24 protein-coding genes are annotated in these 23,458 nt (G+C 71.7%); 12 read left to right on the top strand and 12 right to left on the bottom strand.

Features of this window, described 5'->3' with window-relative positions; genetic code table 11:
• Positions 1-9: 9 nt before the first annotated feature.
• Positions 10-540 carry a hypothetical protein gene (locus ABZ893_RS04435; protein ID WP_361396591.1) on the bottom strand — a complete coding sequence of 177 codons (531 nt, stop codon included), beginning with the start codon at positions 538-540 and terminating at the stop codon, positions 10-12.
• A gap of 60 nt (positions 541-600) precedes the next feature.
• A complete protein-coding gene (locus ABZ893_RS04430; protein ID WP_361396588.1) occupies positions 601-1,059 on the bottom strand; it encodes a hypothetical protein in 459 nt (152 codons plus the stop codon).
• A 71-nt stretch (positions 1,060-1,130) separates the two neighbouring features.
• Between ABZ893_RS04430 and ABZ893_RS04425 the strand changes: the two genes are divergently transcribed.
• On the top strand, positions 1,131-1,865 hold the full coding sequence (locus ABZ893_RS04425) for a hypothetical protein (RefSeq protein ID WP_361396585.1): 735 nt from the start codon (positions 1,131-1,133) through the stop codon (positions 1,863-1,865).
• Positions 1,866-2,285: 420 nt separating this feature from the next.
• Here the strand turns inward: ABZ893_RS04425 and ABZ893_RS04420 are convergent, their stop codons facing one another.
• Positions 2,286-3,494, bottom strand: coding sequence for a pyridoxal phosphate-dependent aminotransferase (locus ABZ893_RS04420; protein ID WP_361396582.1), 1,209 nt, complete (start codon positions 3,492-3,494; stop codon positions 2,286-2,288).
• Between the two features lie 93 nt (positions 3,495-3,587).
• On the opposite strand from ABZ893_RS04420, the gene ABZ893_RS04415 reads away from it, so the two are divergent.
• Positions 3,588-4,229 (top strand): helix-turn-helix domain-containing protein, encoded by a 642-nt coding sequence (locus ABZ893_RS04415; protein WP_361396579.1) that lies wholly within the window; start codon positions 3,588-3,590, stop codon positions 4,227-4,229.
• Positions 4,230-4,341: 112 nt separating this feature from the next.
• Here ABZ893_RS04415 and ABZ893_RS04410 read toward each other — a convergent pair whose 3' ends face one another.
• Positions 4,342-5,190 carry a hypothetical protein gene (locus tag ABZ893_RS04410; protein WP_361396576.1) on the bottom strand — a complete coding sequence of 283 codons (849 nt, stop codon included), beginning with the start codon at positions 5,188-5,190 and terminating at the stop codon, positions 4,342-4,344.
• Positions 5,190-6,479, bottom strand: a complete 1,290-nt coding sequence (locus ABZ893_RS04405; RefSeq protein WP_361396574.1) for a VWA domain-containing protein — start codon at positions 6,477-6,479, stop codon at positions 5,190-5,192. Before ABZ893_RS04405 ends, ABZ893_RS04410 begins: the two co-directional genes overlap by 1 nt.
• Positions 6,480-6,663: 184 nt before the next feature.
• Here ABZ893_RS04405 and ABZ893_RS04400 point away from each other — a divergent pair, with 184 nt between their 5' ends.
• Complete coding sequence (locus tag ABZ893_RS04400) at positions 6,664-7,578, top strand: HipA family kinase (protein WP_361396571.1); 915 nt, start codon at positions 6,664-6,666, stop codon at positions 7,576-7,578.
• Between the two features lie 205 nt (positions 7,579-7,783).
• Here ABZ893_RS04400 and aceB read toward each other — a convergent pair whose 3' ends face one another.
• Together aceB and ABZ893_RS04390 are read right to left on the bottom strand one after the other, a co-directional pair.
• On the bottom strand, positions 7,784-9,418 hold the full coding sequence (gene aceB / locus ABZ893_RS04395; RefSeq protein ID WP_361396568.1) for a malate synthase A: 1,635 nt from the start codon (positions 9,416-9,418) through the stop codon (positions 7,784-7,786).
• Between the two features lie 266 nt (positions 9,419-9,684).
• Positions 9,685-10,290, bottom strand: coding sequence for a nucleotidyltransferase family protein (locus ABZ893_RS04390; protein WP_361396565.1), 606 nt, complete (start codon positions 10,288-10,290; stop codon positions 9,685-9,687).
• A 236-nt stretch (positions 10,291-10,526) separates the two neighbouring features.
• On the opposite strand from ABZ893_RS04390, the gene ABZ893_RS04385 reads away from it, so the two are divergent.
• Positions 10,527-10,841: a DUF5955 family protein gene (locus ABZ893_RS04385; protein ID WP_361396562.1), complete on the top strand. Its 315-nt coding sequence runs from the start codon at positions 10,527-10,529 to the stop codon at positions 10,839-10,841.
• 151 nt (positions 10,842-10,992) lie between these two features.
• Here the strand turns inward: ABZ893_RS04385 and ABZ893_RS04380 are convergent, their stop codons facing one another.
• Positions 10,993-12,486, bottom strand: a complete 1,494-nt coding sequence (locus ABZ893_RS04380; RefSeq protein ID WP_361396559.1) for a PLP-dependent aminotransferase family protein — start codon at positions 12,484-12,486, stop codon at positions 10,993-10,995.
• 110 nt (positions 12,487-12,596) lie between these two features.
• On the opposite strand from ABZ893_RS04380, the gene ABZ893_RS04375 reads away from it, so the two are divergent.
• A complete protein-coding gene (locus ABZ893_RS04375) occupies positions 12,597-13,127 on the top strand; it encodes a universal stress protein (RefSeq protein ID WP_361396556.1) in 531 nt (176 codons plus the stop codon).
• Positions 13,128-13,194: 67 nt separating this feature from the next.
• On the opposite strand, the gene ABZ893_RS04370 is transcribed toward ABZ893_RS04375, so the two are convergent.
• Together ABZ893_RS04370 and ABZ893_RS04365 are read right to left on the bottom strand one after the other, a co-directional pair.
• Positions 13,195-13,821 carry a response regulator transcription factor gene (locus ABZ893_RS04370; protein WP_361396553.1) on the bottom strand — a complete coding sequence of 209 codons (627 nt, stop codon included), beginning with the start codon at positions 13,819-13,821 and terminating at the stop codon, positions 13,195-13,197.
• A 111-nt stretch (positions 13,822-13,932) separates the two neighbouring features.
• On the bottom strand, positions 13,933-15,120 hold the full coding sequence (locus tag ABZ893_RS04365) for a sensor histidine kinase (protein ID WP_361396550.1): 1,188 nt from the start codon (positions 15,118-15,120) through the stop codon (positions 13,933-13,935).
• Positions 15,121-15,255: 135 nt separating this feature from the next.
• Between ABZ893_RS04365 and ABZ893_RS04360 the strand changes: the two genes are divergently transcribed.
• Positions 15,256-16,332: an ABC transporter permease gene (locus ABZ893_RS04360; RefSeq protein WP_361396548.1), complete on the top strand. Its 1,077-nt coding sequence runs from the start codon at positions 15,256-15,258 to the stop codon at positions 16,330-16,332.
• Positions 16,329-17,075 (top strand): ABC transporter ATP-binding protein, encoded by a 747-nt coding sequence (locus ABZ893_RS04355; protein WP_361396545.1) that lies wholly within the window; start codon positions 16,329-16,331, stop codon positions 17,073-17,075. The genes ABZ893_RS04360 and ABZ893_RS04355 overlap by 4 nt, the downstream gene beginning before the upstream one ends.
• Here the strand turns inward: ABZ893_RS04355 and ABZ893_RS04350 are convergent.
• A complete protein-coding gene (locus ABZ893_RS04350) occupies positions 17,018-17,818 on the bottom strand; it encodes an IclR family transcriptional regulator (RefSeq protein ID WP_361396543.1) in 801 nt (266 codons plus the stop codon). The genes ABZ893_RS04355 and ABZ893_RS04350 overlap by 58 nt on opposite strands.
• A gap of 302 nt (positions 17,819-18,120) precedes the next feature.
• Here ABZ893_RS04350 and allB point away from each other — a divergent pair, with 302 nt between their 5' ends.
• From allB to ABZ893_RS04335, 3 genes are all read left to right on the top strand, one after another.
• The gene (allB, locus tag ABZ893_RS04345) at positions 18,121-19,461 is read left to right on the top strand and encodes an allantoinase AllB (protein WP_361396540.1); all 1,341 of its coding nucleotides are present in this window, start codon (positions 18,121-18,123) and stop codon (positions 19,459-19,461) included.
• Positions 19,462-19,593: 132 nt separating this feature from the next.
• A complete protein-coding gene (locus ABZ893_RS04340; RefSeq protein WP_361396538.1) occupies positions 19,594-20,415 on the top strand; it encodes an AIM24 family protein in 822 nt (273 codons plus the stop codon).
• 202 nt (positions 20,416-20,617) lie between these two features.
• Entirely contained in the window at positions 20,618-21,025 is a 408-nt protein-coding gene (locus ABZ893_RS04335; RefSeq protein ID WP_361396535.1) for a ribonuclease domain-containing protein, read from the top strand.
• 23 nt (positions 21,026-21,048) lie between these two features.
• Here ABZ893_RS04335 and ABZ893_RS04330 read toward each other — a convergent pair whose 3' ends face one another.
• The gene (locus ABZ893_RS04330; protein WP_361396532.1) at positions 21,049-21,249 is read right to left on the bottom strand and encodes a hypothetical protein; all 201 of its coding nucleotides are present in this window, start codon (positions 21,247-21,249) and stop codon (positions 21,049-21,051) included.
• A gap of 179 nt (positions 21,250-21,428) precedes the next feature.
• Here ABZ893_RS04330 and ABZ893_RS04325 point away from each other — a divergent pair, with 179 nt between their 5' ends.
• Both ABZ893_RS04325 and ABZ893_RS04320 read left to right on the top strand, forming a co-directional pair.
• Complete coding sequence (locus ABZ893_RS04325; protein WP_361396530.1) at positions 21,429-22,709, top strand: histidine kinase; 1,281 nt, start codon at positions 21,429-21,431, stop codon at positions 22,707-22,709.
• Positions 22,710-22,734: 25 nt separating this feature from the next.
• Positions 22,735-23,400, top strand: coding sequence for a response regulator transcription factor (locus tag ABZ893_RS04320; RefSeq protein ID WP_361397682.1), 666 nt, complete (start codon positions 22,735-22,737; stop codon positions 23,398-23,400).
• The last annotated feature ends 58 nt before the right edge of the window (positions 23,401-23,458 follow it).

Below are 23,458 nucleotides of genomic sequence, written 5' to 3'. Positions count from 1 at the left end.
GCATCCCGTTCACAACGCCTCCGCCCACCGCGTCAGCGTCGCGAAGTCCCTCTCCCGTAGGCCGTGGCGCGGGTGGATGCGGAGCAGGAGTGCCGGGGCGTCGTGGTGGGTGGCCACGTGCCGGGTGTCCAGGTCCGTGATCATGTCGTCGACCCAGGCGAAGGGCCGCCCCTTCGCCCAGTCGAGGAGCGGGCGTGTCTTCCAGTAGAGGCCGTCCGGGTCGTGGGCGAACAGTTCGGGCCACTCGATCACGGGCAGCGTCGGCAGCCCGATCGCCGGGCCGATCATGTCGTTGGCCTGGTGCATCCACGTCGTGGCCCAGGCCAGTTCGAAGGGCAGGCCGGTCAGACGTGGCCCGTGCGACGGGTTGAGCACGACCCGCAGCCCGCGCCGGTGGCGGCGGGAGCCGGGCGTCTGGCGGGAGAGCCAGTTCACGGGGTGGAAGCGGTGCGCGGCGTAACCACGCAGGCGGGGGAGGCGGGCGGCGTACGGATTGAGGGGCCCGTCGACGTCGAGGAGAAGCAGTGGCCTGGCTGTCATGCAGGAGTGTTGCCCACCCGGAGGGCTGATCGCCCCTGACGCCGACGGGACACGCCATGCTCAGCGCACGCTCGGGGCGGCCGTCTCGACGAACCGGGTCAGCGTCTCCTTGCACTCCAGCGAACGCCGGTCGCGGTCCGCCTCGTCCGCCGCTTCGTGCAGCGCGTTCGCCAAGTCGAAGGATTTCTCGGCCAGTTGACGGAGCAGCGGCTCGTCGCAAACCAACTGCAGCCGTACAAGCGCCTGCCGGGCGCTGATGCGTGACTCGTACGAGGCGAAGCGGGCTTCCTCCGCCTGCGGGGAACCCGGCGCCTCGTCGGCCCGGAACCACCGGTCGTTCTGGCTGCGCCGGTAGTCGTAGAGCACCCCGGCGAAGGACGTGTAGCTGGAGATCCGCTCCTGGCGGAGCTGTTCGGCGCGGGCGAGTCCGGCGGTGCGGTCCGCCGCACGCCCCGAGAAATAGTGGGTGACGACGGAGCCGAGCAGGGTGCCGAGCACGGCTATCAGCGCCGCATCCATGGGAGTTGCTCCTTCAAGGTCGAGGAAAAAGCATTCGATTCACGGTGCTGTTCCTGACTACCGTTCTGGATGTGGCAACGAAACTCAACCAGATCATCGCGGTCGAGAAAGGCGTCAAGTCGAAGGCGCACCAGGACCTGACCGCCGCTCAGCACGGGCTCCAGAAGCCGGCGCTCCTGGCCGGAATCTCGCGCACGTACCAGCCCAAGGACGAGGAGGGTGAGCAGCTGCCGCCGGAGTCGACGCGGGTGCAGGTGAAGGCCGAGCAGGTCCTGCGGGACACCGGGAAGACGCTGACCCGGCTGTTCGACGTGACCGCCACGAAGGACTGGGCGAACTGCGAGGCGCGCGCTGACGTGAGCGTCGACGGACAGGTGATCCTCGGCCAGGTGCCGGTCGCGTACCTGCTGTTCCTGGAGAAGCAGCTCACCGACCTGAACGCCTTCGTGCGCAAGCTGCCCCTGCTCGACGCCTCCGAGTCGTGGACGCAGGATCCGTCCACCGACGACTGGCGGACCGAGCCGGTACGGACGCTGCGCACGAAGAAGGTGCCGCGCAACCACGTGAAGGCGGAGGCGACCGAGAAGCACCCGGCACAGGTCGAGGTGTACTACGAGGACGTGCCCGTCGGGTACTGGACGACCGTGAAGTTCTCGGGAGCGCTGCCCGCGCGCCGGGTGAACGAACTGCTCGACCGGGTCGAGCGGCTCCAGCAGGCCGTCAAGTTCGCCCGCGAGGAGGCGAACGCGGCGGAGGTCACGGACCGGCGCGCCGGCGACCCGGTGTTCGGCTACCTGTTCGGCTGAGCCAAGCCCACATCCACCTGCGCCTGCAAGGGCGCGTACAACAGAACATCCCAGACTCCCCGGGCGCCGCTCAGTCGGCGGCCGGGGTGCGCGAGGAGCGCAAAGCTGAAGCTGAAGCTTGTCGTGATGGTGCGGCCCGCAGAGCGCACGCGGACCGCCGTCAATCTCAGACTCTTGCTCCAGACTCAGTATTCGCCGCTCATCGCCGACGCGACCGGACCCGGGCCCCAGGGCCCCGAATTGCCGGTTCGAATCCGGCCCGCCCAGCTCGATGGGCGGTAGTCCAACGGCAGGACGCAGGGCATTGACGACTGACCCGGGTCCTCAAGCGCGTCGGCGTGTGATGTGAGCGGCATCCATGGGGCCCGGGGGCCGGCTACGCCCTCGGGCCCGCTCCCGTTCCACCGGCGGTGCTCAGTTCTACTGTCGGTACCCACTGAGGAATCGCCCGATCCGGCTGATCGCCGCGTCGAGGTCGTCCGCGTACGGGAGGGTGAGGATGCGGAAGTGGTCGGGGCGGGGCCAGTTGAAGCCGGTGCCCTGGACGACCTGGATCTTCTCCTGGAGAAGCAGGTCGAGCACGAACTTCTCGTCGTCGACGATGGGGTGGACCTTGGGGTCGATGCGCGGGAACGCGTACAGCGCGCCCTTGGGTTTCACGCAGGAGACGCCGGGGATCTCGTTCAGCTTCTCCCAGGCCATGTCGCGCTGTTCGAGCAGGCGGCCGCCCGGCGCGGTCAGTTCACGGATGGACTGGCGCCCGCCGAGCGCGGCCTGGATGGCGTACTGGGCCGGGGCGTTGGCGCACAGCCGCATGGAGGCCAGCATCGTCAGGCCCTCCAGATAGTCGCGCGCGTGCTGGCGCGGTCCCGTCACGACCAGCCAGCCGGAGCGGAAACCCGCGACGCGGTACGTCTTGGAGAGGCCGCAGAAGGTGAGGACGACCAGGTCGGGCGCGAGAGCGGCCGCGCTGTGGTGGACCGCGTCGTCGTACAGGATCTGGTCGTAGATCTCGTCGGCGAGGACCATCAGGCCGTGCCGGCGGGCGAGGTCGAGGATGCCCTCGATGATCTCCTTCGGGTAGACCGCGCCCGTGGGGTTGTTGGGGTTGATGATGACGAGGGCCTTGGTGCGGTCCGTGATCTTGGACGCCATGTCGTCGAGGTCGGGGTACCAGTCGGCCGACTCGTCACACACGTAGTGCACGGCCTTGCCGCCGGAGAGCGTCGTGACGGCCGTCCACAGCGGGAAGTCCGGTGCAGGGATGAGGACTTCGTCGCCGTCCTCAAGAAGCGCCTGTACGGCCATGGAGACCAGCTCGGACACGCCGTTGCCGAGGAACACGTCGTCCACGCCGACGTCGAGACCGAGCGCCTGGTAGCGCTGCGCCACCGCGCGGCGGGCGGAGAGGACCCCCCGCGAGTCGGTGTAGCCATGGGCCTGCGGGAGCATCCGGATCATGTCCTGGACGATCTCCTCGGGCGCCTCGAAGCCGAAGAGCGCGGGATTCCCGGTGTTCAGACGCAGGACGCTGTGGCCCGCCTCCTCGAGCGCGTTGGCGTGCTCGATCACCGGGCCCCGGATCTCGTAGCAGACCTCGCTCAGCTTGCTCGACTGCCGGAACTCCATGTCGTGCCCTCCCGGACCTGCCCGTGACGTGTGTGACTTGGTTTTACCAAGTGACTGCTTGGAAAGTCCAACAAGTTGCATAGACTGCGAGCCATGCCACGCCGAAGCTACGACCAGTACTGCGCCGCCGCCCGCGCCCTCGACGCCGTCGGGGACCGCTGGACGCTCCTGATCGTCCGTGAACTCCTCGCGGGGCCGCGCCGCTACACCGACCTGCACGCCGACCTCCCCGGCGTCAGCACGGACGTACTCGCGTCGCGCCTGAAGGACATGGAGCGCGAGGGAGTCGCGGAACGCCGCCGGCTGCCCGCGCCCGTCTCCGCGTACGTGTATGAACTGACGCCGCGCGGACGGCAGTTGCTGCCGGTGCTGCAGGCGTTGGGAGAGTGGGGCGCGTCGGCGCTTGAGGAGCGTCGGCCCACGGACGCGCTGCGCGCGCACTGGTTCGCCCTGCCGCTTCTGAGCCGACTTGAGCGGCTCGGTACTGAAGGTGTGGTCGAAGTGCGCCTGGACGAGGGGGAGTTCCATGTGCGCGTCGGCGGGGGAGACGGTGATGTCTACGGGGAAGGGCCCGCCGCCGGTGAGCCCGACGCGCGGCTCGTTCTCGACGCGCGGGCCTGCGTCGCCATAGCGCGTGGGGAGTTGGGCCTCGCGGAGGCCGTGCGCGAGGGGCGGATCAGCGTCTCGGGGGAGGGTGCGATCGCCAAGGCGCTGCTGACCGGGGTGCCTGCTTAAGCGTGAGCTGACCGGGGTGCCTGCCCAGGCATGAGCTGACTGGGGCGTCGGCCGACGCATGAGAGGACCCCGCACCCCTCACTCGAAGGGGCGCGGGGAACCGTCGTATCGGTCAGTACCCCTGCGGTACGCGGGACGGGCGGCCCCTGCCGCGCGTCAGGGCGTAGCCGGCGACACCGGCGAGCGCGGCCAGGATGCCGCCCGCCGCCGTCCAGATCCAGCGGTCCGACCACCAGCCGGAGGACCAGCCGCCCTCGGGCTCACCGGTCGCGAGCGCCGGCGCGGCCGACGCCTTGCCGTCGTCGGCGGGCGTCTCGGAGGCGTCCGGGGAGGACCCCGCAGTGGCGGAGGCCGTCGTCGACCCCGGCACCAGCGGCGCCGCGAGCGAGCCGTCCACCGCAGCCGAGCCGCCGACGTCCTTCATCGCGACCTCGACCTCCGTCGACACCGGAAGCCCCTGGTCGGCGGGCTTCAGCTCGACGGCCGTCAGTCGGACGTAGTACGTCCCGGGCAGCGGGTCGTTCGCCCACGGGTCCGCCCAGGCCCGCACCGTACGCAGCGTGCAGGACAGGTTCACGGACGTCGCGTCCGCGGTCGGCGCGCTCGACTGCACGCCGTACATGCAGGCCTGACGGCGCCTCAGCCCGTCGTACACGTCGACCCGCCACGTCGCGCCCGAGGGCCGCTCCGCCGAGTCCGGCAGCTTCACGGTCGCCTTGACCGTGGGGCGCTGACCGGCGTCAGCGGGGAACGACCAGTACAGGTAGTCACCCGTGGACGCGGAGGCCGTGGCCCGCTGGCCCGGAGCGAACTCCTTCGCCGTACGGAACGACGTGCCCGCCTCACTGGGCGCCTTGGCCTGGGCATCGCCCTCCGCGAACGCGGGGCCCGCGACCGAGACGACTCCGAACGTGGCCGCCGCGCCGATGACGGCACTCGCCAAAAACCTTGTGATCCGCATCAGTTCGTCCTCCAGACGGCGACGCGCCAGCGCGAGATCCAGCCCCACAGCAGACCCGCCAGGAAGCCGGTGAGCACCAGGGCGCCCAGCAGCCACCAGCCGCGCCCGAGACCGAACGCCGCCACGTCCGAGGCCGCGCTCGGCGCGTCCACGACGTCGACCGTCAGCTCGACCGGGAGGCCGGGCGTCCGCTTGACCGACGCGGGGGCCGAGTAAGAGTTCGACACCTGGAGGCAGACAGTCTCCGTGCGCGGGCTGCCGTCCTCGTTGGTGTCGGCGGCGGGCTTCGGGTAGCGCAGGCCGGTCGAGATCACGTCCGTACGCCCGTCACCCGCCTCCGAGCCGCGTACGATCTCGCGGCCGTGGCCGGTGACCGCCCGCAGCAGGACGCCGTAGTCCCGGTCGACCGCGCGGTCCGCGGCGACGCTCACCGAGGCACGCAGCTCCTGCCCGGGGTCGACGGCCACGCGGTAGTAGCGGTGCTCGCCGAACTGCTCGCGGTCCGTGTACAGGCCGGGCTTGATCTCCGGTGCGTCGGCACACTGACCGGCGCCTTCGACGGCCACGGGGTTGACCACCGGGTCGGCGGCGCGGTCGACCAACTGGCCCACGCGGTCGGTGAGTTCGGCCGTGTGCTGGACGGAGGTGTACGTGCCGCCGGTGGCGCCCGCGATGCAGCTGAGCTGGGCGCGGGTCTTGGCGTCCGGGACCAGGCCGAGGGTGTCGATGGTGAGGTTGATGCCCTTGGCGGCGATGTCGCGCGCGACCTCGCACGGGTCCAGCGGCTGGCAGGTGTCCTCGCCGTCGCTGATGAGGACGATGCGGCGCTGTCCGTCGGCGCCGGCGTCGATGTTCAGGTCGTCGGCCGCCTTCAGGAGCGCGGGGCCGATCGGCGTCCAGCCGGTGGGCGAGAGCGTCGCTACGGCGGTCTTCGCCTCTGTGCGGTCGAGCGGTCCGACCGGGTAGAGCTGCGCGGTGTCCTTGCAGCCCACCTGCCGGTTCTCGCCGGGGTAGTTCGCGCCCAGCGTGCGGATGCCGAGCTCGACCTCCTTCGGCGTCGCGTCGAGCACCTCGTTGAACGCCTGCTTGGCGGCGGCCATCCGGGTCCCGCCGTCGATGTCGCGCGTGCGCATGGACCCGCTGACGTCGAGCACGAGCTCGACCTTCGGGGCCGTCGTGGGCTGCTCGTCGGGATTGCCGGCCGCGGACGCGGTGACAGGCTGCAGCCCCAGGGTCAGGGCGGCGACCAGAACACACGTTCTTGTCGCCCACCGTCTACTTATGATCATCGCCGGATCCTATGGACCCGGGGACGCGCGTTTCAAAACGGGTGCCCCGGAGACCCTTGTACGGCAGTCGATTCCGGCCTTTTCCGGCCGAACGCCCGGGTTGCGTCCGTCAGTTCCGTGCCCCGGGGGAGGCGGGCACGCGGTGCCACTCGCATGGGCCCGGACGCCGGTTACGCTGGCGGGTGTGCTGCGAGAAGTGACGGCTGTCCGGTATCTGACCCCCCTGCGGTCCGGCGGCTCCGTGCCGGGGGTCGTCGAGGCCGACGACCTGGGGACCTACGTCGTGAAGTTCACGGGGTCCGCGCAGGGGCGCAAGGCCCTCGTCGCGGAGATCGTCGTCGGTGAGCTGGCGCGCCGCCTCGGCCTGCGCTTCCCCGAGCTGGTCCGCGTCCATTTCGACCCCGAGGTGGCCGCCCACGAGCCGCACCAGGAGGTCCAGGACCTGCTGCGCGCGAGCGACGGGCTCAACCTCGGCATGGACTTCCTGCCGGGCGCGGCGGACTTCACCCCGGAGGTCGCCGAGACGTTCGCGGTGGACCCGCTGGAGGCCGGCAAGATCGTGTGGCTCGACGCCCTCACGGTCAACGTCGACCGCACGGTCCACAGCTCGAACCTGATGGTCTGGCCCACGTTCGGCATCCAGCAGCCGAAGCTGTGGCTGATCGACCACGGAGCGGCGCTCGTCTTCCACCATCGCTGGGACGCGTCCGCGCCCGACAAGGCGTACGACTTCCGCCATCACGCCCTCGGCGGCTACGGGCCGGACACGGCCGCCGCCGACGCGCTGCTCGCGCCGCTCGTGACCGAGGTGATGCTGCGCGAGGTCGTCGCCCTCGTGCCGGACGCGTGGCTGGCCGACGAGCCGGGGTTCGCCGCGGCGGACGAGGTCCGTGAGGCGTACGTCGCCTATCTCGCGGCCCGCGCAAGCAGCTCCGCTGCCTGGCTGCCCACCGACTTCCCGTCGAGGGCCCAGCTGGCGGCGGCGGATGCGCGGCGCGCGGCGGATATGGAAAAGGGGCGCCCGGCTTGGTTGAAGCGGGTGCCGGATCTGCACGGTAAGCCGGGGGCGGAGCAGGATTGGTCTGTCCACCTCGGCTGACGCCCGGTGGGGGCTGGTCGCGCAGTTCCCCGCGCCCCTAGAAGGCTTGCGGCTTCGCCGCGCCTTCCCCCATCGGGGAACTGCGGCGTGCAGCGCCTGCATTTCAGGGGCGCGGGGAACTGCGCGACCCGCCCCCACCGGGGCCGCAGACGAAAACACGAAGGCCCCCGGCGCTGTGCGTGCCGGGGGCCATGGTGAAGGTCGATCAGCGGAGCTGCTCGTACGCCGGCAGCGTCAGGAAGTCCGCGTAGTCCGCGTCCAGGGAGACCTGGAGGAGGAGGTCGTGGGCCTGCTGCCACTTGCCGGCCGCGAAGGCCTCCTCGCCGACCTCGGCGCGGATGTTCGCGAGCTCCTGGGCGGCGACCTCACGGGCCAGGTCGGCCGTGACGGTCGTACCGGCACGCTCGCCGCTCTCGAAGACGACGCCGGCGTTGATCCACTGCCAGATCTGCGAGCGCGAGATCTCGGCGGTGGCCGCGTCCTCCATGAGGTTGAAGATGGCGACGGCGCCGAGGCCGCGCAGCCACGCCTCGATGTAGCGGACGCCGACCTGGACGGCGTTGACCAGACCGTCGTAGGTGGGCTTGGCGTCGAGGGAGTCGATCGCGATGAGGTCGCCGGCCGCGACGGCCACGTCCTCGCGCAGACGGTCCTTCTGGTTCGGCTTCTCGCCGAGGACCGCGTCGAAGGACGCCATGGCGATCGGGACCAGGTCGGGGTGGGCGACCCACGAGCCGTCGAAGCCGTCGCCGGCCTCGCGGTCCTTGTCGTTCTTGACCTTCTCGAACGCGACCTTGTTCACCTCGGCGTCACGGCGCGACGGGATGAACGCGGCCATGCCGCCGATCGCGTGCGCGCCGCGCTTGTGGCAGGTGCGGACGAGCAGCTCGGTGTAGGCACGCATGAACGGCGCCGTCATCGTGACCAGGTTGCGGTCCGGCAGGACGAACTTCTGGCCGCCGTCACGGAAGTTCTTGACGATGGAGAAGAGGTAGTCCCAGCGGCCGGCGTTGAGGCCGGAGGCGTGGTCGCGGAGCTCGTAGAGGATCTCTTCCATCTCGTACGCGGCCGTGATCGTCTCGATCAGGACCGTCGCGCGGACGGTGCCCTGCGGGATGCCGACGTAGTCCTGCGCGAAGACGAAGATCTCGTTCCAGAGGCGCGCCTCCAGGTGCGACTCCGTCTTCGGGAGGTAGAAGAACGGGCCCTTGCCGAGCTCGATCAGGCGCTTGGCGTTGTGGAAGAAGTACAGGCCGAAGTCGACCAGCGCGCCGGGGACGGGGCGGCCCGTCTCGTCCTGCAGGTGGCGCTCCTCGAGGTGCCAGCCGCGGGGGCGCATCACGACGGTCGCGAGCTCGTCGTTGCCCTTGAGGGCGTACGACTTGCCGGTGCGCTCGTCGGTGAAGTCGATGTTGCGGGTGTAGGCGTCGACCAGGTTGACCTGACCGAGGACGACGTTCTCCCAGGTGGGGGCCGAGGCGTCCTCGAAGTCGGCGAGCCACACCTTGGCGCCGGAGTTGAGGGCGTTGATCGTCATCTTGCGGTCGGTCGGACCGGTGATCTCGACGCGGCGGTCGTTCAGCGCGGCCGGGGCCGGCGCGACACGCCAGGTGGAGTCCTCGCGGATGTGAGCGGTCTCCGGGAGGAAGTCGAGCGTGGAGGTGCGGGCGATCTCGGCGCGGCGCTCCGCTCGGCGGGTGAGGAGCTCGTCACGACGGGGCGTGAAAAGCCGGTGCAGCTCGGCCACAAAGGCGAGGGCCGCGTCCGTGAGCACCTCTTCCTGCCTGGGCAGGGGCTCTGCGTCGACGATGGCCAGCGGGGACGGCGCTGGTGCGGACATGAGCTGTCACTTCCTTCAGCGAACGGGCGCGGACGGCACTGAGTGCCGTGGGCGCCGGGATACGACTTCGGACCCCGCACGGGGGGACCGGCCCTTCTGAAAATGGATAGTAGTTTCCTCATCGTGGAAGTTCAAGGTGTGTTGACGTCGAGATTCTCAGAGTCGACAGAACGTGGCCCTCAGTGCCAGCTCCCTCACGCCGCGTTCATGCCGTTCACCGCCCTGATCCACGCCGTTCACCACCCTGATGTGAGGTGCGCTACCCCCTATTCAAGGTGCTCCAGATCGGCCTCCGTGTCGATGTCGAAGTCCTCGGCCACGTCACCGCACTCCACCAGCGTGAGCGCCGAAGCGTGCTCCTTCAGGTACGCGCGCGCCCCGCGGTCCCCGGCCGCGCTCGCCACGATCCCCGCCCAGTGACCGGCCCCGAACAGCACCGGATGCCCCCGTTCCCCGTCGTACGAGGCCGCCGCGAGCGACTCCGGTGACCGGTACGCCGCCCGCACCCGCGCCACCGCTTCGGCCCCGATCCCCGGTTGGTCCACAAGGAGTACGAGCGCCGCCGACGCCCCCGTCCCCGCGAGGGAGCCGAGGCCCGCCCGCAGCGACGACCCCATACCTTCTTCCCACGCCGGGTTGTCCACGAGTACGCAACCGGTCAGATCGGCCCGCTTCCGTACGTCGTCGGCGGCGGCGCCCAGGACGACGTGGACGCGCTCGCAGCCGCCCGCCCGCAATGTCGCCACCGCGTGCTCCACCAGGGGCCGGCCGCGGTGCGTGAGGAGCGCCTTCGGCCGCCCGCCGAGCCGCCGCCCGCCCCCCGCCGCGAGTAGCAGTCCCGCCACCGGAGCGCCATCCGTCACGTGTGTCATGCAGCCTGCTTACCTCACCCGGCGCCTCCGGCGCTCCGCAGTGAAGACAACCGAAGACACTCGTGCGGCCGGAATTCCGTCAGTGGAGTGGCGGGCATGGCAGAAGGTGGCGTTTACTGGCCCGCGACTCCGCTGCGGCGCGTCGGACCAACGGGCCGGCGGGGCCGGAACGAGCGTGCACCGCGCGGCACACGCGCGGGAGCCGGTCGCACAAAGGCGTGCGAGGGGGGAGAGCTGTGTTGCGGAGCATGGGGCAGGAGCTGTTGACCGGCAGCGACGAGGATCCGCGGGTGACGGAGTTGCGCACCGCGGTCTCCCGGCTGCGCCGTGAACTGGCCGCGCATCCGGCCGAGTTCCCCGACCGGGCCGTCGCCGAGGACGAACTGGCAGCCCTGGACGCGATGGCCGTCGGCGGTAACCCCGAGATCCCCCGGCTGCGCCGCTCCCTGCTGCTCATCGCGGCCGCGATCGGCTCGGTCAGCGCGCTGGCCAAGAGTCTGGGTGAGGTGCGGAACGCGGTGGAACTGTTCGGCGGTCCGCCGCCGCGTTGACGCGGGTCACTCGCTGGGGTGATGCGGGGGCGCTGCCGCGCTGACGCGGGTCACCGCTGCGTTGACGCGGGCCACTCACCGGGTCGACGAGCCGTGGCGCTGACGGTGACCACAGGCTGGTTCGGGACATTCACACCACCCAGCGGGACATTCACGCCACCCAGGGAGGGCGCCCCGCCTCCTCGCCCGTCGGGACCAGCCCGTCCGACAGCGTTTCGGACAGGCGGCGTACGGCCTCCCGGGCGGTCTCCGGCGGCTGCGTGTACGGGAAGCGCAGCCGGTGCTCGTGCGTACCGGGGTCCGCGCCGAACCGGGAGCCGCCCTCGATCCGCACCCCGCGTCGCAGCGCCGCACGGGCGAGCGCCGACGCGATCGGGCGGCCCAGGTCGATCCAGAGCGACAGGCCGCCCTGCGGCAACTGCCAGCGCCACTCCGGCAGTTCACGTGCCAGCTCCTCCGCGAGAGCGTCCCGCTGGGCCCGCAGCCGGGGCAGCCGCTCCCGCAGGACGTCGTCCATCCGGTCGAGGAGTCCAAGGGCCACGAGCTGGTCGAGCACCGAACCCGACATGTCCACCGGCACGCGCGCCGTGGCCAGCTCCGTGATCAGCCGTGACCCGGCCCTGACCCAGCCGATGCGCAGACCACCCCAGTGCGTCTTGCTCAACGAGCCCACGGTGACGACTTGTTCGCCCGCGCCGTGCCCCGCGAGCGAGGCGAACGGCGCGGGCGCCGGCACGTCGAGCGCGATGTCGGCGACCGTCTCGTCCACGACCAGCCACGTCCCGGTCGCCCGCGCCGCCTCGAGGAGACGCACCCGCTGCTCGCGCGGCATGAGCCGTCCGGTCGGGTTCTGGAAGTCGGGGATCAGATAGGCGAGGCGCGGTGCGTTCTGCCGCAGCGCCGACTCGAACAGGTCCGTGTCCCAGCCGCCGTCCGTGACCGGCACCGGCGTGGCCCGCATCCCGCCCCTGCGCAGCGCGTCCAGGGCGTTCGGGTACGACGGGTTCTCGACCAGGACGCGGTCCCCGGCCCGCGCGAGCAGGCCCAGCGTGAGCGACAGCGCCTGCTGGGCGCCCGAGGTGATGAGGATCTGCTCGGGGAGCGTCGGCAGGCCCCGCCGGGTGTACCGCTCCGCGACCGCGGCCCGCAGCTCGGGAATCCCGTACGGGTGGTAGCCGGGCGTCGACGCGTGCCGGGTGAGCAGTGTGCCCGCATTGGCGAACGCCTCGGCGAGTTCCGCCTCGGGTGCGCCGGGCGCCGCCACGGCGAGGTCGATCACGTCGTCACCGGCGGGGAAGACGGCCACGCTGGCGGGCCGCTTCCCCTCGGGGAGCTCGGTCCAGGTTCCGGCGCCGCGTCGGCTGCGCGCGTAACCGCCCTCGCGGAGCAGGTCGTAGGCCGCAGTGACGGTGGCGCGGCTGACGCCGAGTGTCGTGGCCAGTTCGCGTTCGGCGGGCAGGCGAGTGTGCAGGGGGATGCGTCCGTCGAGGAGCAGGGTGCGTACGCCCTGGGCCAGGGCGCGGTAGCCGGGGCGTTCCCCGGCGGTGACGGTCAGGAGGCCCGCGAGACGCCGGCTGCCCAGGGATCTGTCCATGCCGGCCGCGCCCCGGGTGTTCAAGGCGTGGACCACTCGCTTGCCTGCCATGCCAACTCTCCGTTATTGGCCCTGCTCTCCAGGCCAATCAGCCTACAGACTCGTCGGAGCGCGGAACTTTTTGTCTGGTTTGGCCTGGTGGGCGGCTGAGGAGGCATGGCATGGAGGGGTCGGGGAGTTCGGAGGCGCAGGGGCGGGACGGCGGTCAGGTCGTCGTGGGGGTGAGCGATTCGCTCGGCGGACTCGCCGCGCTGCGTGCGGCCACGGAGGAAGCGCGCCGGTCGGACCGGGTCCTCGTCGCCGTCCTCGCCTGGGAGCCGCCCGAGGGCGAGCGGCGGTACGCCCGGTTCGCCGATCAGGAGTGGGCCCGGCACCGGCACGGCGAGGCGCGCGCGGCCCTGGACCGCGCCTTCGCCGAAGCGCTCGGCGGGCCGCCCAGGGACGTCGACCTGGTGTGCCGCGTGGTCCGGGACCGGCCAGGCCACGCGCTGTGCGCGACGGCGTCAGGCCCGGACGACCTGCTCGTCATCGGCGTCCACCCGCGCAGGCTGTGGCGCGGCCGCATCCACCGTTACGTCGTCGCCCACGCCGACTGCCCGGTCATGACCGTGCCCGCGCCCCCGGGCCCGACCCGGCACGAACTGCGGGCGCTGCGCCGGGCGACGGCGCGCGACTTCGTCGTGACGAGCTGACCCCGTACGCCGTGACGAGCTGACCGTACGTCTGCGACGGGCTGACCAGTGGCTCAGCGGCAGCGCCTCAGCGGCGCATCAGCCCGCGTGCCGTCGCCGTCGCGACCGCCGCCGTGCGCGAGTCGACGCCCAGCTTCGTGTAGATGTGCACGAGATGGGACTTCACGGTGGCCTGGCTGAGGAACAGCTGCTTGCTGATCTGCTGGTTCGAGAGGCCGTCCCGGACGAGCTGGAGGACCTCCAGCTCACGCCGGCTGAGGGCTTCGGCCGGGGTCCGCATCCGGTCCATCAGGCGGTGCGCGATCGCGGGCGCGAGCGCGGACTGGCCGGAGGCCGCCGTACGGACCGCCGCCGCCAGCTCCTCCGGAGGCGCGTCCTTGAGGAGATAGCCCGCCGCGCCCGCCTCGACGGCGGCGAGGATGTCGGCGTCCGTGTCGTACGTCGTCAGGACCAGCACGCGCGGCGCCCCCGGCCTGGCGGCGATGGCCGCGGTGGCCTCCGAACCGTGCATCCCGGTGCCGAACTGGAGGTCCATGAGGACGACGTCGATCCCGCCCGCCGCCGCGAGCTCCACGGCCCGCTCCGCGGTGGCGGCCTCCGCGGCGATCGTGAAATCGGGCTCGGCGTCGAGCACGGCACGCAGCCCGGCGCGTACGACGGGATGGTCGTCCGCCAGAAGAAGCCGGATGGTCATGCCACGCCTCCCGGCGGGAGCAGAAGCGGGGTGGTCATGACAGGTCTCCTACGGGGAGCGGTCGCCGGATGGTCATGAGGGGGTCTCCCACGGCGAGCGGAAGCCTGATCGTCATGCCGCGTCTCCCAACGGCTGAGGAAGTGGCAGCGGCAGCGTGATCGCGACCGCCGTGCCCTGGCCCGGCGCCGACTCCACCGTGAACGTGCCGCCGAGCGACTCCGCGCGTGAACGCATCGCGGGCAGCCCGAAACCGCCGTCGCCGACCGTGGCCGACGCGGGGTTGAAGCCGTGGCCGTCGTCCACGATGTCGAGCGCCACCGTCGTGTCCATGAAGCTCAGCGTGATCTCGGCGCGGCGCGCGCCCGCGTGCCGCACGGTGTTCGCGAGCGCCGACTGCGCGATCCGCAGCAGCGCGACCTCGTAGGGCGTCGGCAGTTCGGCCGGGGTGCCGCTCTCGGTGAAGCGGGCGGTGAGCCCGGGGGCCGTCGCGCACAGCCGCTCCAGGGCGGCGGCCAGCGACCCGCTCTCCAGGTCCGGCGGCGACAGGGCCCGTACGAAACGGCGGGCCTCGGCCAGGTTGTCCTGGGCGGCGGCGCGGGCCTGTTCGATGTGCGGGGCGGCGGGCGCCCCGGGCGGCAGCGCGCGCTGGGCGGCGCGCAGCAGGAGCTGGATCGAGGACAGGCCCTGGGCGAGCGTGTCGTGGATCTCGCGGGCAAGCCGTTCGCGCTCGGCGAGGGTGCCGGCTTGGCGCTCCGCCTCGGCGAGTTCCGCGCGGGTGGCGATCAGCTCCTCGATGAGCCGTCGCCGTCGCTCGCTCTCGCGGTACAGCGCCTGGTAGCCGAGGACCGTCGCCACCGCGACGGCCGCGCCGAGCAGCGGCCCTATGAAGGCTCCCGGGCTGAGGGGCTGCCCGTGGCGCACGTACGAGGCGATGGCGGCGCCCGCGGTGACGACCGCGGCGGGCACGCCCCAGCGGGCGGGCAGCAGATGCAGCTCGACGAAGTAGAGCGGGAACGCCAGCCACAGGGCGTCGGGGGACAGGGCGAGCAGCACCAGCCACACCGCGCACAGGGCCGCGAGCCAGAGCGCGGCCCCGGACCGGGTGCTGCGTACGGCGGGGACGGCCGGGCCCGCGCCGTACACGGCGGCCATCACCACGGCCGCCGCGACGACGGCGCCCGCGTTCGGCACGCCGTCGGCGAGTGCCCGCCCGGCGACCAGCACGAGCAGCCCGGCCATCAGCAGATGCAGGCACAGGCGCAGGACGCGCAGGACTGGGGTCAGAGAACGTGGATCCATACCGTCACCAGCGTAGACAGAACATTCCGGACACAGGTCAACCGAAAGTTTGAAAGCCGGCTCCTTCCTTCGATCCGGGTGATACGTGCTGTGGCGCGATGCCCGGGGCGGGGGCCCGGCCGCAGGCTGGTGAGCATGTTCGTCGCATGGAGAGATCTCCGGTTCGCCAAGGGGCGGTTCGCCCTCATGGGCAGCGTGATCGTGCTGATCACGCTGCTCGTCGGCCTGTTGTCCGCACTCACGGCCGGCCTGGCCCGCGCCAATACCTCGGCCCTGACAGGGCTGCCCGCCGACCACCTCGCCTTCGCCAAGCCGCCCGCCGGCCAGTCCGTGTCGTTCACGGCCTCGTCGGTCACCGAGAAGCAGTGGCGCGCCCTCGGCGACCGGCCGGGGATCAAGAGCGCCGAGCCGATCGGCATCAGCACCGTCAACGCCGAGGCGGGCCACCAGACGGCGGCCGTGTCCGCGTTCGGCGTGCGGCCGAAGTCGGGCCTCGCCCCTGACACGACGGCGCCCGGCACGGCCGTCCTGTCGCAGCGCGCCGCCGCCGACCTGGGCGCGGGCCCCGGGGACAAGGTCTCCCTGTCCGGTACGTCGTTCACGGTGGGCGCGGTCGCGGGCGACGCCTCGTACAGCCACACGCCCGTCGTCTGGATCGACCTCGGCGACTGGCAGACCGTGGCGCCCGGCGGCCAGGGGTCCGGGCAGCGGGCCACCGTGATCGCCCTGCGCACCGGGAGCGGCGCCGACCTGGGCGCCGCCGACCGCGCCGCGGGCACCGAGACGCGCACCGTGGACGGGGCGCTCGAAGCCATAGGGTCCTACCAGGCCGAGAACGGCTCGCTCCAGCTGATGCGGGGCTTCCTCTTCGTCATCTCGGCGATGGTCATCGGCGCGTTCTTCACCGTGTGGACGATCCAGCGCAGCGGCGACATCGCGGTCCTCAAGGCCCTCGGCTCCTCCACGCCCTACCTGCTCAAGGACGCGCTCGGGCAGGCCGTGGTCATGCTCGTCGGCGGTACGGCGCTCGGCACCGGGATCGCCGCGCTCATCGGGGCGTTCGTGCCCGACAGCGTGCCGTTCGTCATGGAGCCGCTCACCACGCTCGGCCCGGCCGTCGTCATGACCGTCCTGGGTGTGGCCGGCGCCGCCCTGTCCATCCGGCGCATCACCGCCGTAGACCCCCTCACCGCACTCGGGAGCGCCCGATGAGCCTGCAGCTCGACGACATCACCCTCACCTACCCGGACGGCGACGGCCGTGTGACGGCGCTCGACGACGTCACGCTGCACGTCCCGGCGGGACAGATCACCGCGGTCGTCGGCCCGTCGGGCTCGGGCAAGTCCAGCCTGCTCGCGGTCGCGGCGACCCTCGTCACCCCGGACAGCGGCACGGTGAGCGTGGGCGGTACGCCGACGGGGTCGATCGGCCGGGCCGAACGCGCCGAGCTGCGGCGCCGCCGCCTCGGCATCGTCTTCCAGCAGCCCAACCTGCTGCCGTCCCTGACCGCCCTGGAACAGCTCCAGGTCATGGCCCATCTGGACGGCCGCAAGCCGCGTGACGTGCGGGAGCGGGCCGAGGAATTGCTGGCCGCGGTCGGTCTCACGGACCAGGCGCGCCGCCGCCCGCACCAGCTGTCGGGCGGTCAGCGGCAGCGCGTCAACATCGCGCGGGCCCTGATGAACGAGCCGTCGGTCCTGCTGGTGGACGAGCCGACCAGCGCGCTCGACCACGAACGCGGCGCGGCCATAGTCGATCTGCTGGCCCGGCTCACGCGGGAGCGCGGCACCGCGACGGTCCTGGTGACCCACGACCGGGCACACCTCGCCGTGGCCGACGAGGTGTGCGAGATGGCGGACGGGCGGCTCACGAAGGCCGGCCCGTCCCCCGACGGGAGCTACGCGCCGACCCCGGAGTTCGACAGCGCCTCCGACAGCTCGACCGCGACCTGCTGAAGCAGCGGCACGATCTTCTCCGTCTCCGCCTCGGTCACGCGGCCCGCGGGCCCCGAGATCGAGATGGCGGCGGCGGTGGGGGAGTTCGGCACGGAGACGGCGAGGCAGCGCACACCGATCTCCTGCTCGTTGTCGTCGACCGCGTAGCCCGCGGTGCGCACCTCGGCCAGCGCGTCGAGGAAGCCCTCGGGCGTCGTGATCGTCTTCTCCGTGGCGGCCGGCATCCCGGTCCGCGCGAGCAGCGCGCGGACCTCGTCGGCCGGGGTGTACGCCAGCAGGGCCTTGCCCACACCGGTGGAGTGGGGCAGGACGCGGCGGCCCACCTCGGTGAACATGCGCATCGAGTGCTTGGACGGCACCTGGGCGACGTAGACGATCTCGTCCCCGTCGAGGAGCGCCATGTTGGCGGTCTCGCCGGTGACCTCGACGAGGCGTGTCAGGTACGGGCGGGCCCAGGTGCCGAGGAGGCGTGAGGCGGACTCGCCGAGGCGGATGAGGCGGGGGCCGAGCGAGTACCGCCGGTTGGCCTGCTGGCGCACATAGCCGCACGCGACCAGGGTGCGCATGAGACGGTGGATCGTCGGCAGGGGCAGGCCGCTGCTCGCGGACAGCTCGCTGAGACCCACCTCGCCCCCGGCGTCGGCCATTCGCTCAAGGAGGTCGAAGGCGCGCTCGAGGGACTGGACTCCGCCGGTCGGGGCGGAAGGGCCAGAGGACTTGGTGCTGGCGCTTGACGTCGGCACGGGCGCGTTCCTTTCGGGGCGGAAGGGCGAGGCAGCAGCCTACCCGGCGGTCAAGGAGGGGGTTGTGGCCCGCCCGGGTTGTTCCGGCCGGTCAGTGGCCTTTGTCCAGGTGTCTGCGGACCGGTCCCGTCTTCCCTTGACGCTGTCGTCGTAGGTAGCTACGTTCTGGCTTACGGAAGTTTAATTCCACTTTGTGGAAACGTCCAGGACGGCGGTACCCGGTAGGGCGGGTCTTGACGGACCCTGGACCTGAGTGAAAACTCCTTCAACAGAACGTTGAAATGACTGAAAGGGGCGCTCGGGTGTCCGACGTCGAACTGGTGCTGCGCTCGACCCGCGTCATCACCCCCGAAGGCACGCGACCCGCGTCGGTCGCCGTCTCCGGCGGAAAGATTGCCGCCGTTCTGCCGCACGACGCAGAGCTTCCCGAAGGTGCCCGGCTGGAGGACTTCGGTGACGACGTCCTCATGCCCGGACTCGTGGACACCCATGTCCACGTGAACGACCCGGGGCGCACGGAGTGGGAGGGCTTCTGGACGGCCACCCGCGCCGCCGCCGCCGGCGGCATCACCACGCTCGTCGACATGCCGCTCAACTCGCTGCCGCCGACCACGACCGTCGACAACCTGCGCACCAAGCAGGAAGTCGCCGCCGCCAAGGCGCACATCGACGTCGGCTTCTGGGGCGGCGCGCTCCCGGACAACGTCAAGGACCTGCGGCCGCTGCACGACGCCGGTGTCTTCGGCTTCAAGTGCTTCCTGTCGCCCTCCGGCGTGGACGAGTTCCCGCACCTGAACGGCGACCAGCTCGCCACCTCGATGGCCGAGATCGCCGGGTTCGACGGTCTCCTCATCGTGCACGCCGAGGACCCGCACGAGCTGGACGTCGCCCCGAACAACAGCGGCCCCAAGTACAACGACTACCTCGCCACGCGCCCCCGCGTCTCCGAGGACACCGCGATCAAGGGCCTCATCGACACGGCCAAGCGGATCGGCGCCCGCGTGCACATCCTGCACCTGTCGTCGTCCGACGCGCTGCCGCTGATCGCCGCCGCCAAGGCCGAGGGCGTCAAGCTCACCGTCGAGACGTGTCCGCACTACCTCACGCTCACCGCGGAGGAAGTCCCGGACGGCGCCAGCGAGTTCAAGTGCTGCCCGCCCATCCGTGAGGCCGCCAACCAGGACCTGCTGTGGGAGGCCCTCGTCGACGGCACGATCGACTGCGTCGTCACCGACCACTCGCCGTCGACGGCCGACCTGAAGACCAACGACTTCGCCACCGCGTGGGGCGGCATCTCCGGTCTCCAGCTCAGCCTCTCCGCGATCTGGACCGAGGCCCGCAAGCGCGGCCACTCGCTCGAGGACGTCGTGCGCTGGATGTCCTCGCGCACCTCGGAGCTCGTCGGCCTCGACGACCGCAAGGGCGCCATCGCCGTCGGCCGCGACGCCGACTTCGCGGTCCTCGCCCCCGAGGAGACCTTCACGGTCGACCCGGCCGAGCTCCAGCACCGCAACCGCGTCACCGCCTACGCGGGCAAGACGCTGCACGGTGTCGTCCGCTCCACCTGGCTGCGCGGCGAGCGCATCGTCGCCGGCGGCGAGTTCACCGACCCGCAGGGCAAGCTGCTCGAGCGCACCAAGTAGAGACGCCCGCCCTCCCCGGAGGGCGGCAACTCCACAGACCGCGCGGGAGCGCACCGGCATGACAGCACCGGTGCGCCTCCGCGCGCACCACGTCACGGGAACCGATTCGCCGGATGGCGACGTTCTTCGTTCGTGACACTTCGACAAAACATCGTCGGCACTGCGATGCAGATGGCCGTCGTCAGCCTCCAGCCCGGCCAGAGCGTGTACTGCGAGGCCGGAAAGTTCCTGTTCAAGACGGCGAACGTGACCATGGAGACGCGGCTCTCGGGCCCGTCGAACAACGGGGGCGGGCAGCCGCAGGGCGGCGCCGGCGGAGGCGGCATGGGCGGGATGCTCCGGCAGGCCATGGGCACCGCCATGCAGGTCGGCCAGCGCGTGCTCGCCGGCGAGTCCCTGGCGTTCCAGCACTTCACGTCCACGGGCGGCGAGGGCACGGTCGGCTTCGCGGGCGTCCTGCCCGGCGAGATGCGCGCCCTCGAGCTGGACGGGAACCGCGCGTGGTTCGCCGAGAAGGACGCGTTCGTGGCCGCCGAGTCCACGGTCAACTTCGGCATCGCCTGGCAGGGCGGACGGACCGGCTTCAGCGGCGGCGAGGGCTTCGTCCTGGAGAAGTTCACCGGCCACGGCACGGTCGTCATCGCGGGCGCGGGCAACTTCATCGACCTGAACCCGGCCGACTTCGGCGGCCGCATCGAGGTCGACACGGGCTGCATCGTCGCCTTCGAGGAAGGCATCCAGTACGGCGTCCAGCGCATCGGCGGCCTCAACCGCCAGGGCATGATGAACGCCGTCTTCGGCGGCGAGGGCCTCTCCCTCGCCACGCTGGAGGGCGACGGCCGCGTCATCCTCCAGTCCCTCACCATCGAGGGCCTCGCCAACGCCCTGAAGAAGGCTCAGGGCGGCGACAAACAGGGCCCGACGGGCGGCCTGTTCTCGACGCACGCGGGCTAGGGGGTGTCCGCACTCCGCGTACTCCGGCCGGGTCGACGCGCTCCCGCCGACCCGGCCACGCCGCTCGTTCCCGCCGACCCGGCCGCCCCTCTCGCGCCCGCCGCCGTAGCCCGAGCACGCCCCCCCCGATAGGTGAACTTCCGTAAAACTTGGCCGACTTGACATTGACACGCCCCGCTCTACGCGCGTCACACTAGGGGACATGCGAATCCCCCCACGAATCGCCTGTCTCACCGCTCTCGCCGCCGCGCTCCTGATCGGCGGCCCCGTCCTAGCCGAACCGGCGACCGCGGCACCGGCCCCCGTCACGTACTCCGCGACCGCCGTCGGCGACATCTGTTACTCGGCGCTGCCGTCCCAGGCCCACGACACGCTCGACCTCATCGACAAGGGCGGCCCCTACCCGTATGACCAGGACGGCACCGTCTTCCAGAACCGGGAGGGCGTCCTGCCGACGCAGTCGACCGGCTACTACCACGAGTACACGGTCATCACCCCGGGCTCCCCGACCCGCGGCGCCCGACGCATCGTCACCGGTGAGAAGTCCCAGGAGGACTACTACACGGGCGACCACTACGCGACGTTCGACCTCGTCGACTTCACCTGCTGAGCCCGCCGGGCGGCCGGGCGCCGTCAGCTCTCGATGCTCTCCGACGCGGCGAACAGGGCGAACGCGAGCACGATCAGCGCGATGCTCCCGTACACCTCGTAGCCGTCGAGGAAGCCGATGTGCTGGACGACACCCCAGCTCAGCCACCCGGTGAACTCGTGCAGCAGGCCGGTCACGCCCTGGATCAGCGCGATCGCGCCGATGAACTCAAGAACCTTCTTCATGAGTGAGAGCCTCGTCCCGCGGACCCCCCACCCACATCGGCCGCGGGGCGAGGCCCTCCCGCCGAAAGGCTCCCCGGTCCACGCGCTGCATCGACCAAAGTCCACGGCGGCCCGACTTTCGTCCACGGTCACCGCGATCAAGGGGTGGCGGGTCTCCTACGTGCGTAGATTTGTCGACCATGGAGGCTGAGGCGAGCACAGGGACGGGTCGGCCGGCGGAGCGGTACGGGTGGTGGCGCGGGCTGCTGCCCTCGGCCGTCGCCGACGAACTCGATCTGGACCCGGACGGCCGCCCAGGGCGACGCCGCCGCACCCTGCGCGACTGGGTCGTCGACTTCGCCTGCTTCCTCGCCGCCGTCGGAATTGGACTCCTCAGCGCCGAGTCCGTCACGCACGACCCGAACACATCGGCCGGACTCGCCGCCCTCGACCAGTGGCTCGGCGCGCTCGCCTGCGCCTCCGTATGGCTCCGGCGACGGTGGCCGCTGGGCCTCGCCGTCGCACTCTCGGCGGTCAGCATGGTGTCGAACGTCGCGGGCGGCGCCTTTCTGGTCGCCCTCTTCACGCTCGCCGTGCACCGCCCCTTCAAGTACGTGGCCTGGGTCGCCGGTGTCTCCGTCGCGCTGATCCCCGTCTTCTTCTGGCTGCGCCCGGACCCGGACTCGCCGTTCGGTGTCTCGGTCGCCTTCTCGGCCGTCCTCACCGTCACGGTCGTCGGCTGGGGCATGTTCGTACGCTCCCGGCGCCAGCTCCTGCTCTCGCTGCGGGACCGGGCGCGGCGCGCCGAGACCGAGGCCGGGCTGCGGGCCGAGCAGGCGCAGCGGCTCGCCCGCGAGGCCATCGCGCGCGAGATGCACGACGTACTGGCCCACCGGCTCACGCTGCTCAGCGTGCACGCGGGCGCTCTGGAGTTCCGGCCCGACGCACCGCGCCCGGAGATCGCGCGGGCGGCGGGCGTCATCCGCGAGAGCGCGCACGACGCGCTCCAGGACCTGCGCGAGATCATCGGCGTCCTGCGCGCGGACGACCACGGCGAGGACTCGGGCCGCCCTCAGCCGACCCTCGCGGCGCTCGACGCGCTCGTCGCCGAGTCCCGCGAGGCGGGCATGAAGGTCGTCCTCGACCACCGGATCGCCGACCCCGAAGCGGTTCCCGCCTCCGTCGGCCGCACGGCGTACCGCATCGTCCAGGAGGGCCTGACCAACGCCCGTAAACACGCGCCCGGCGCCGCCGTCGACGTCCTCGTCACCGGTGCGCCCGGCGACGGCGTCACCGTCTCGGTCCGCAATCCGGCGCCGCCCGACGAGGTCCCGCACGTCCCCGGCTCGGGCCACGGCCTGATCGGACTCAGGGAACGCGCCACGCTGGCCGGGGGCCGTCTCGGTCACGGAACGTGCGACGACGGAGGCTTCGCGGTGGAGGCGTGGCTGCCGTGGCGGGAGGCTGGACGGAGTGAGTGACGGAGTGCGTGACGGAGTGACGGCGGTGGACCCGATCAGGGTGCTCCTCGTGGACGACGACCCGCTCGTGCGGGCCGGGCTCTCGTTCATGCTGGGCGGCGCCGTCGACATCGAGATCGTCGGCGAGGCGGCCGACGGTGCGCAGGTGCCCGCCCTCGTCGCGGAGACCGGGCCGCACGTCGTCCTGATGGACATCCGGATGCCGGACGTGGACGGCCTCACCGCTACGGAGGCGCTGCGGGCCAGGCCCGGCGCACCCGAGGTCATTGTCCTCACCACGTTCCACGCCGACGAGCAGGTGCTACGTGCGCTGCGCGCCGGAGCGGCCGGCTTCGTTCTCAAGGACACCGCGCCCGCCGAGATCGTCGAGGCCGTCCGCCGCGTCGCGTCCGGCGCGCCCGTCCTGTCGCCGAGCGTGACCCGGCAGCTCATCGCGCGGGCCACCGGTCCCGACCCGCAGCGGAGCCGCCGGGCACACGCGCGGGAACGGCTCGCCGAACTCGCGGAGCGCGAGCGCGAGGTGGCCGTCGCCGTGGGGCGCGGTGCGGCCAACGCGGAGATCGCCGCCGAGCTGTACATGAGCGTCGCCACCGTCAAGGCGCACGTCTCCCGCATCCTCGCCAAGCTCGGCCTGAACAACCGCGTCCAGATCGCGCTCCTGACGCACGACGCGGGATTACTGGACGACTGACCAGCAGCGTTTCCGCGGAGCCGTCGCGCGGAGGCACTCCGTGCCGCGTTTGATCCGG

This window comes from Streptomyces sp. NPDC046821, assembly GCF_040645335.1.
In the GTDB taxonomy this organism is placed as follows: Bacteria; Actinomycetota; Actinomycetes; order Streptomycetales; family Streptomycetaceae; genus Streptomyces.
The sequence above is the reverse complement of the archived record's forward strand: the minus strand, read 5'-3'. Positions and strand labels throughout refer to the sequence as shown.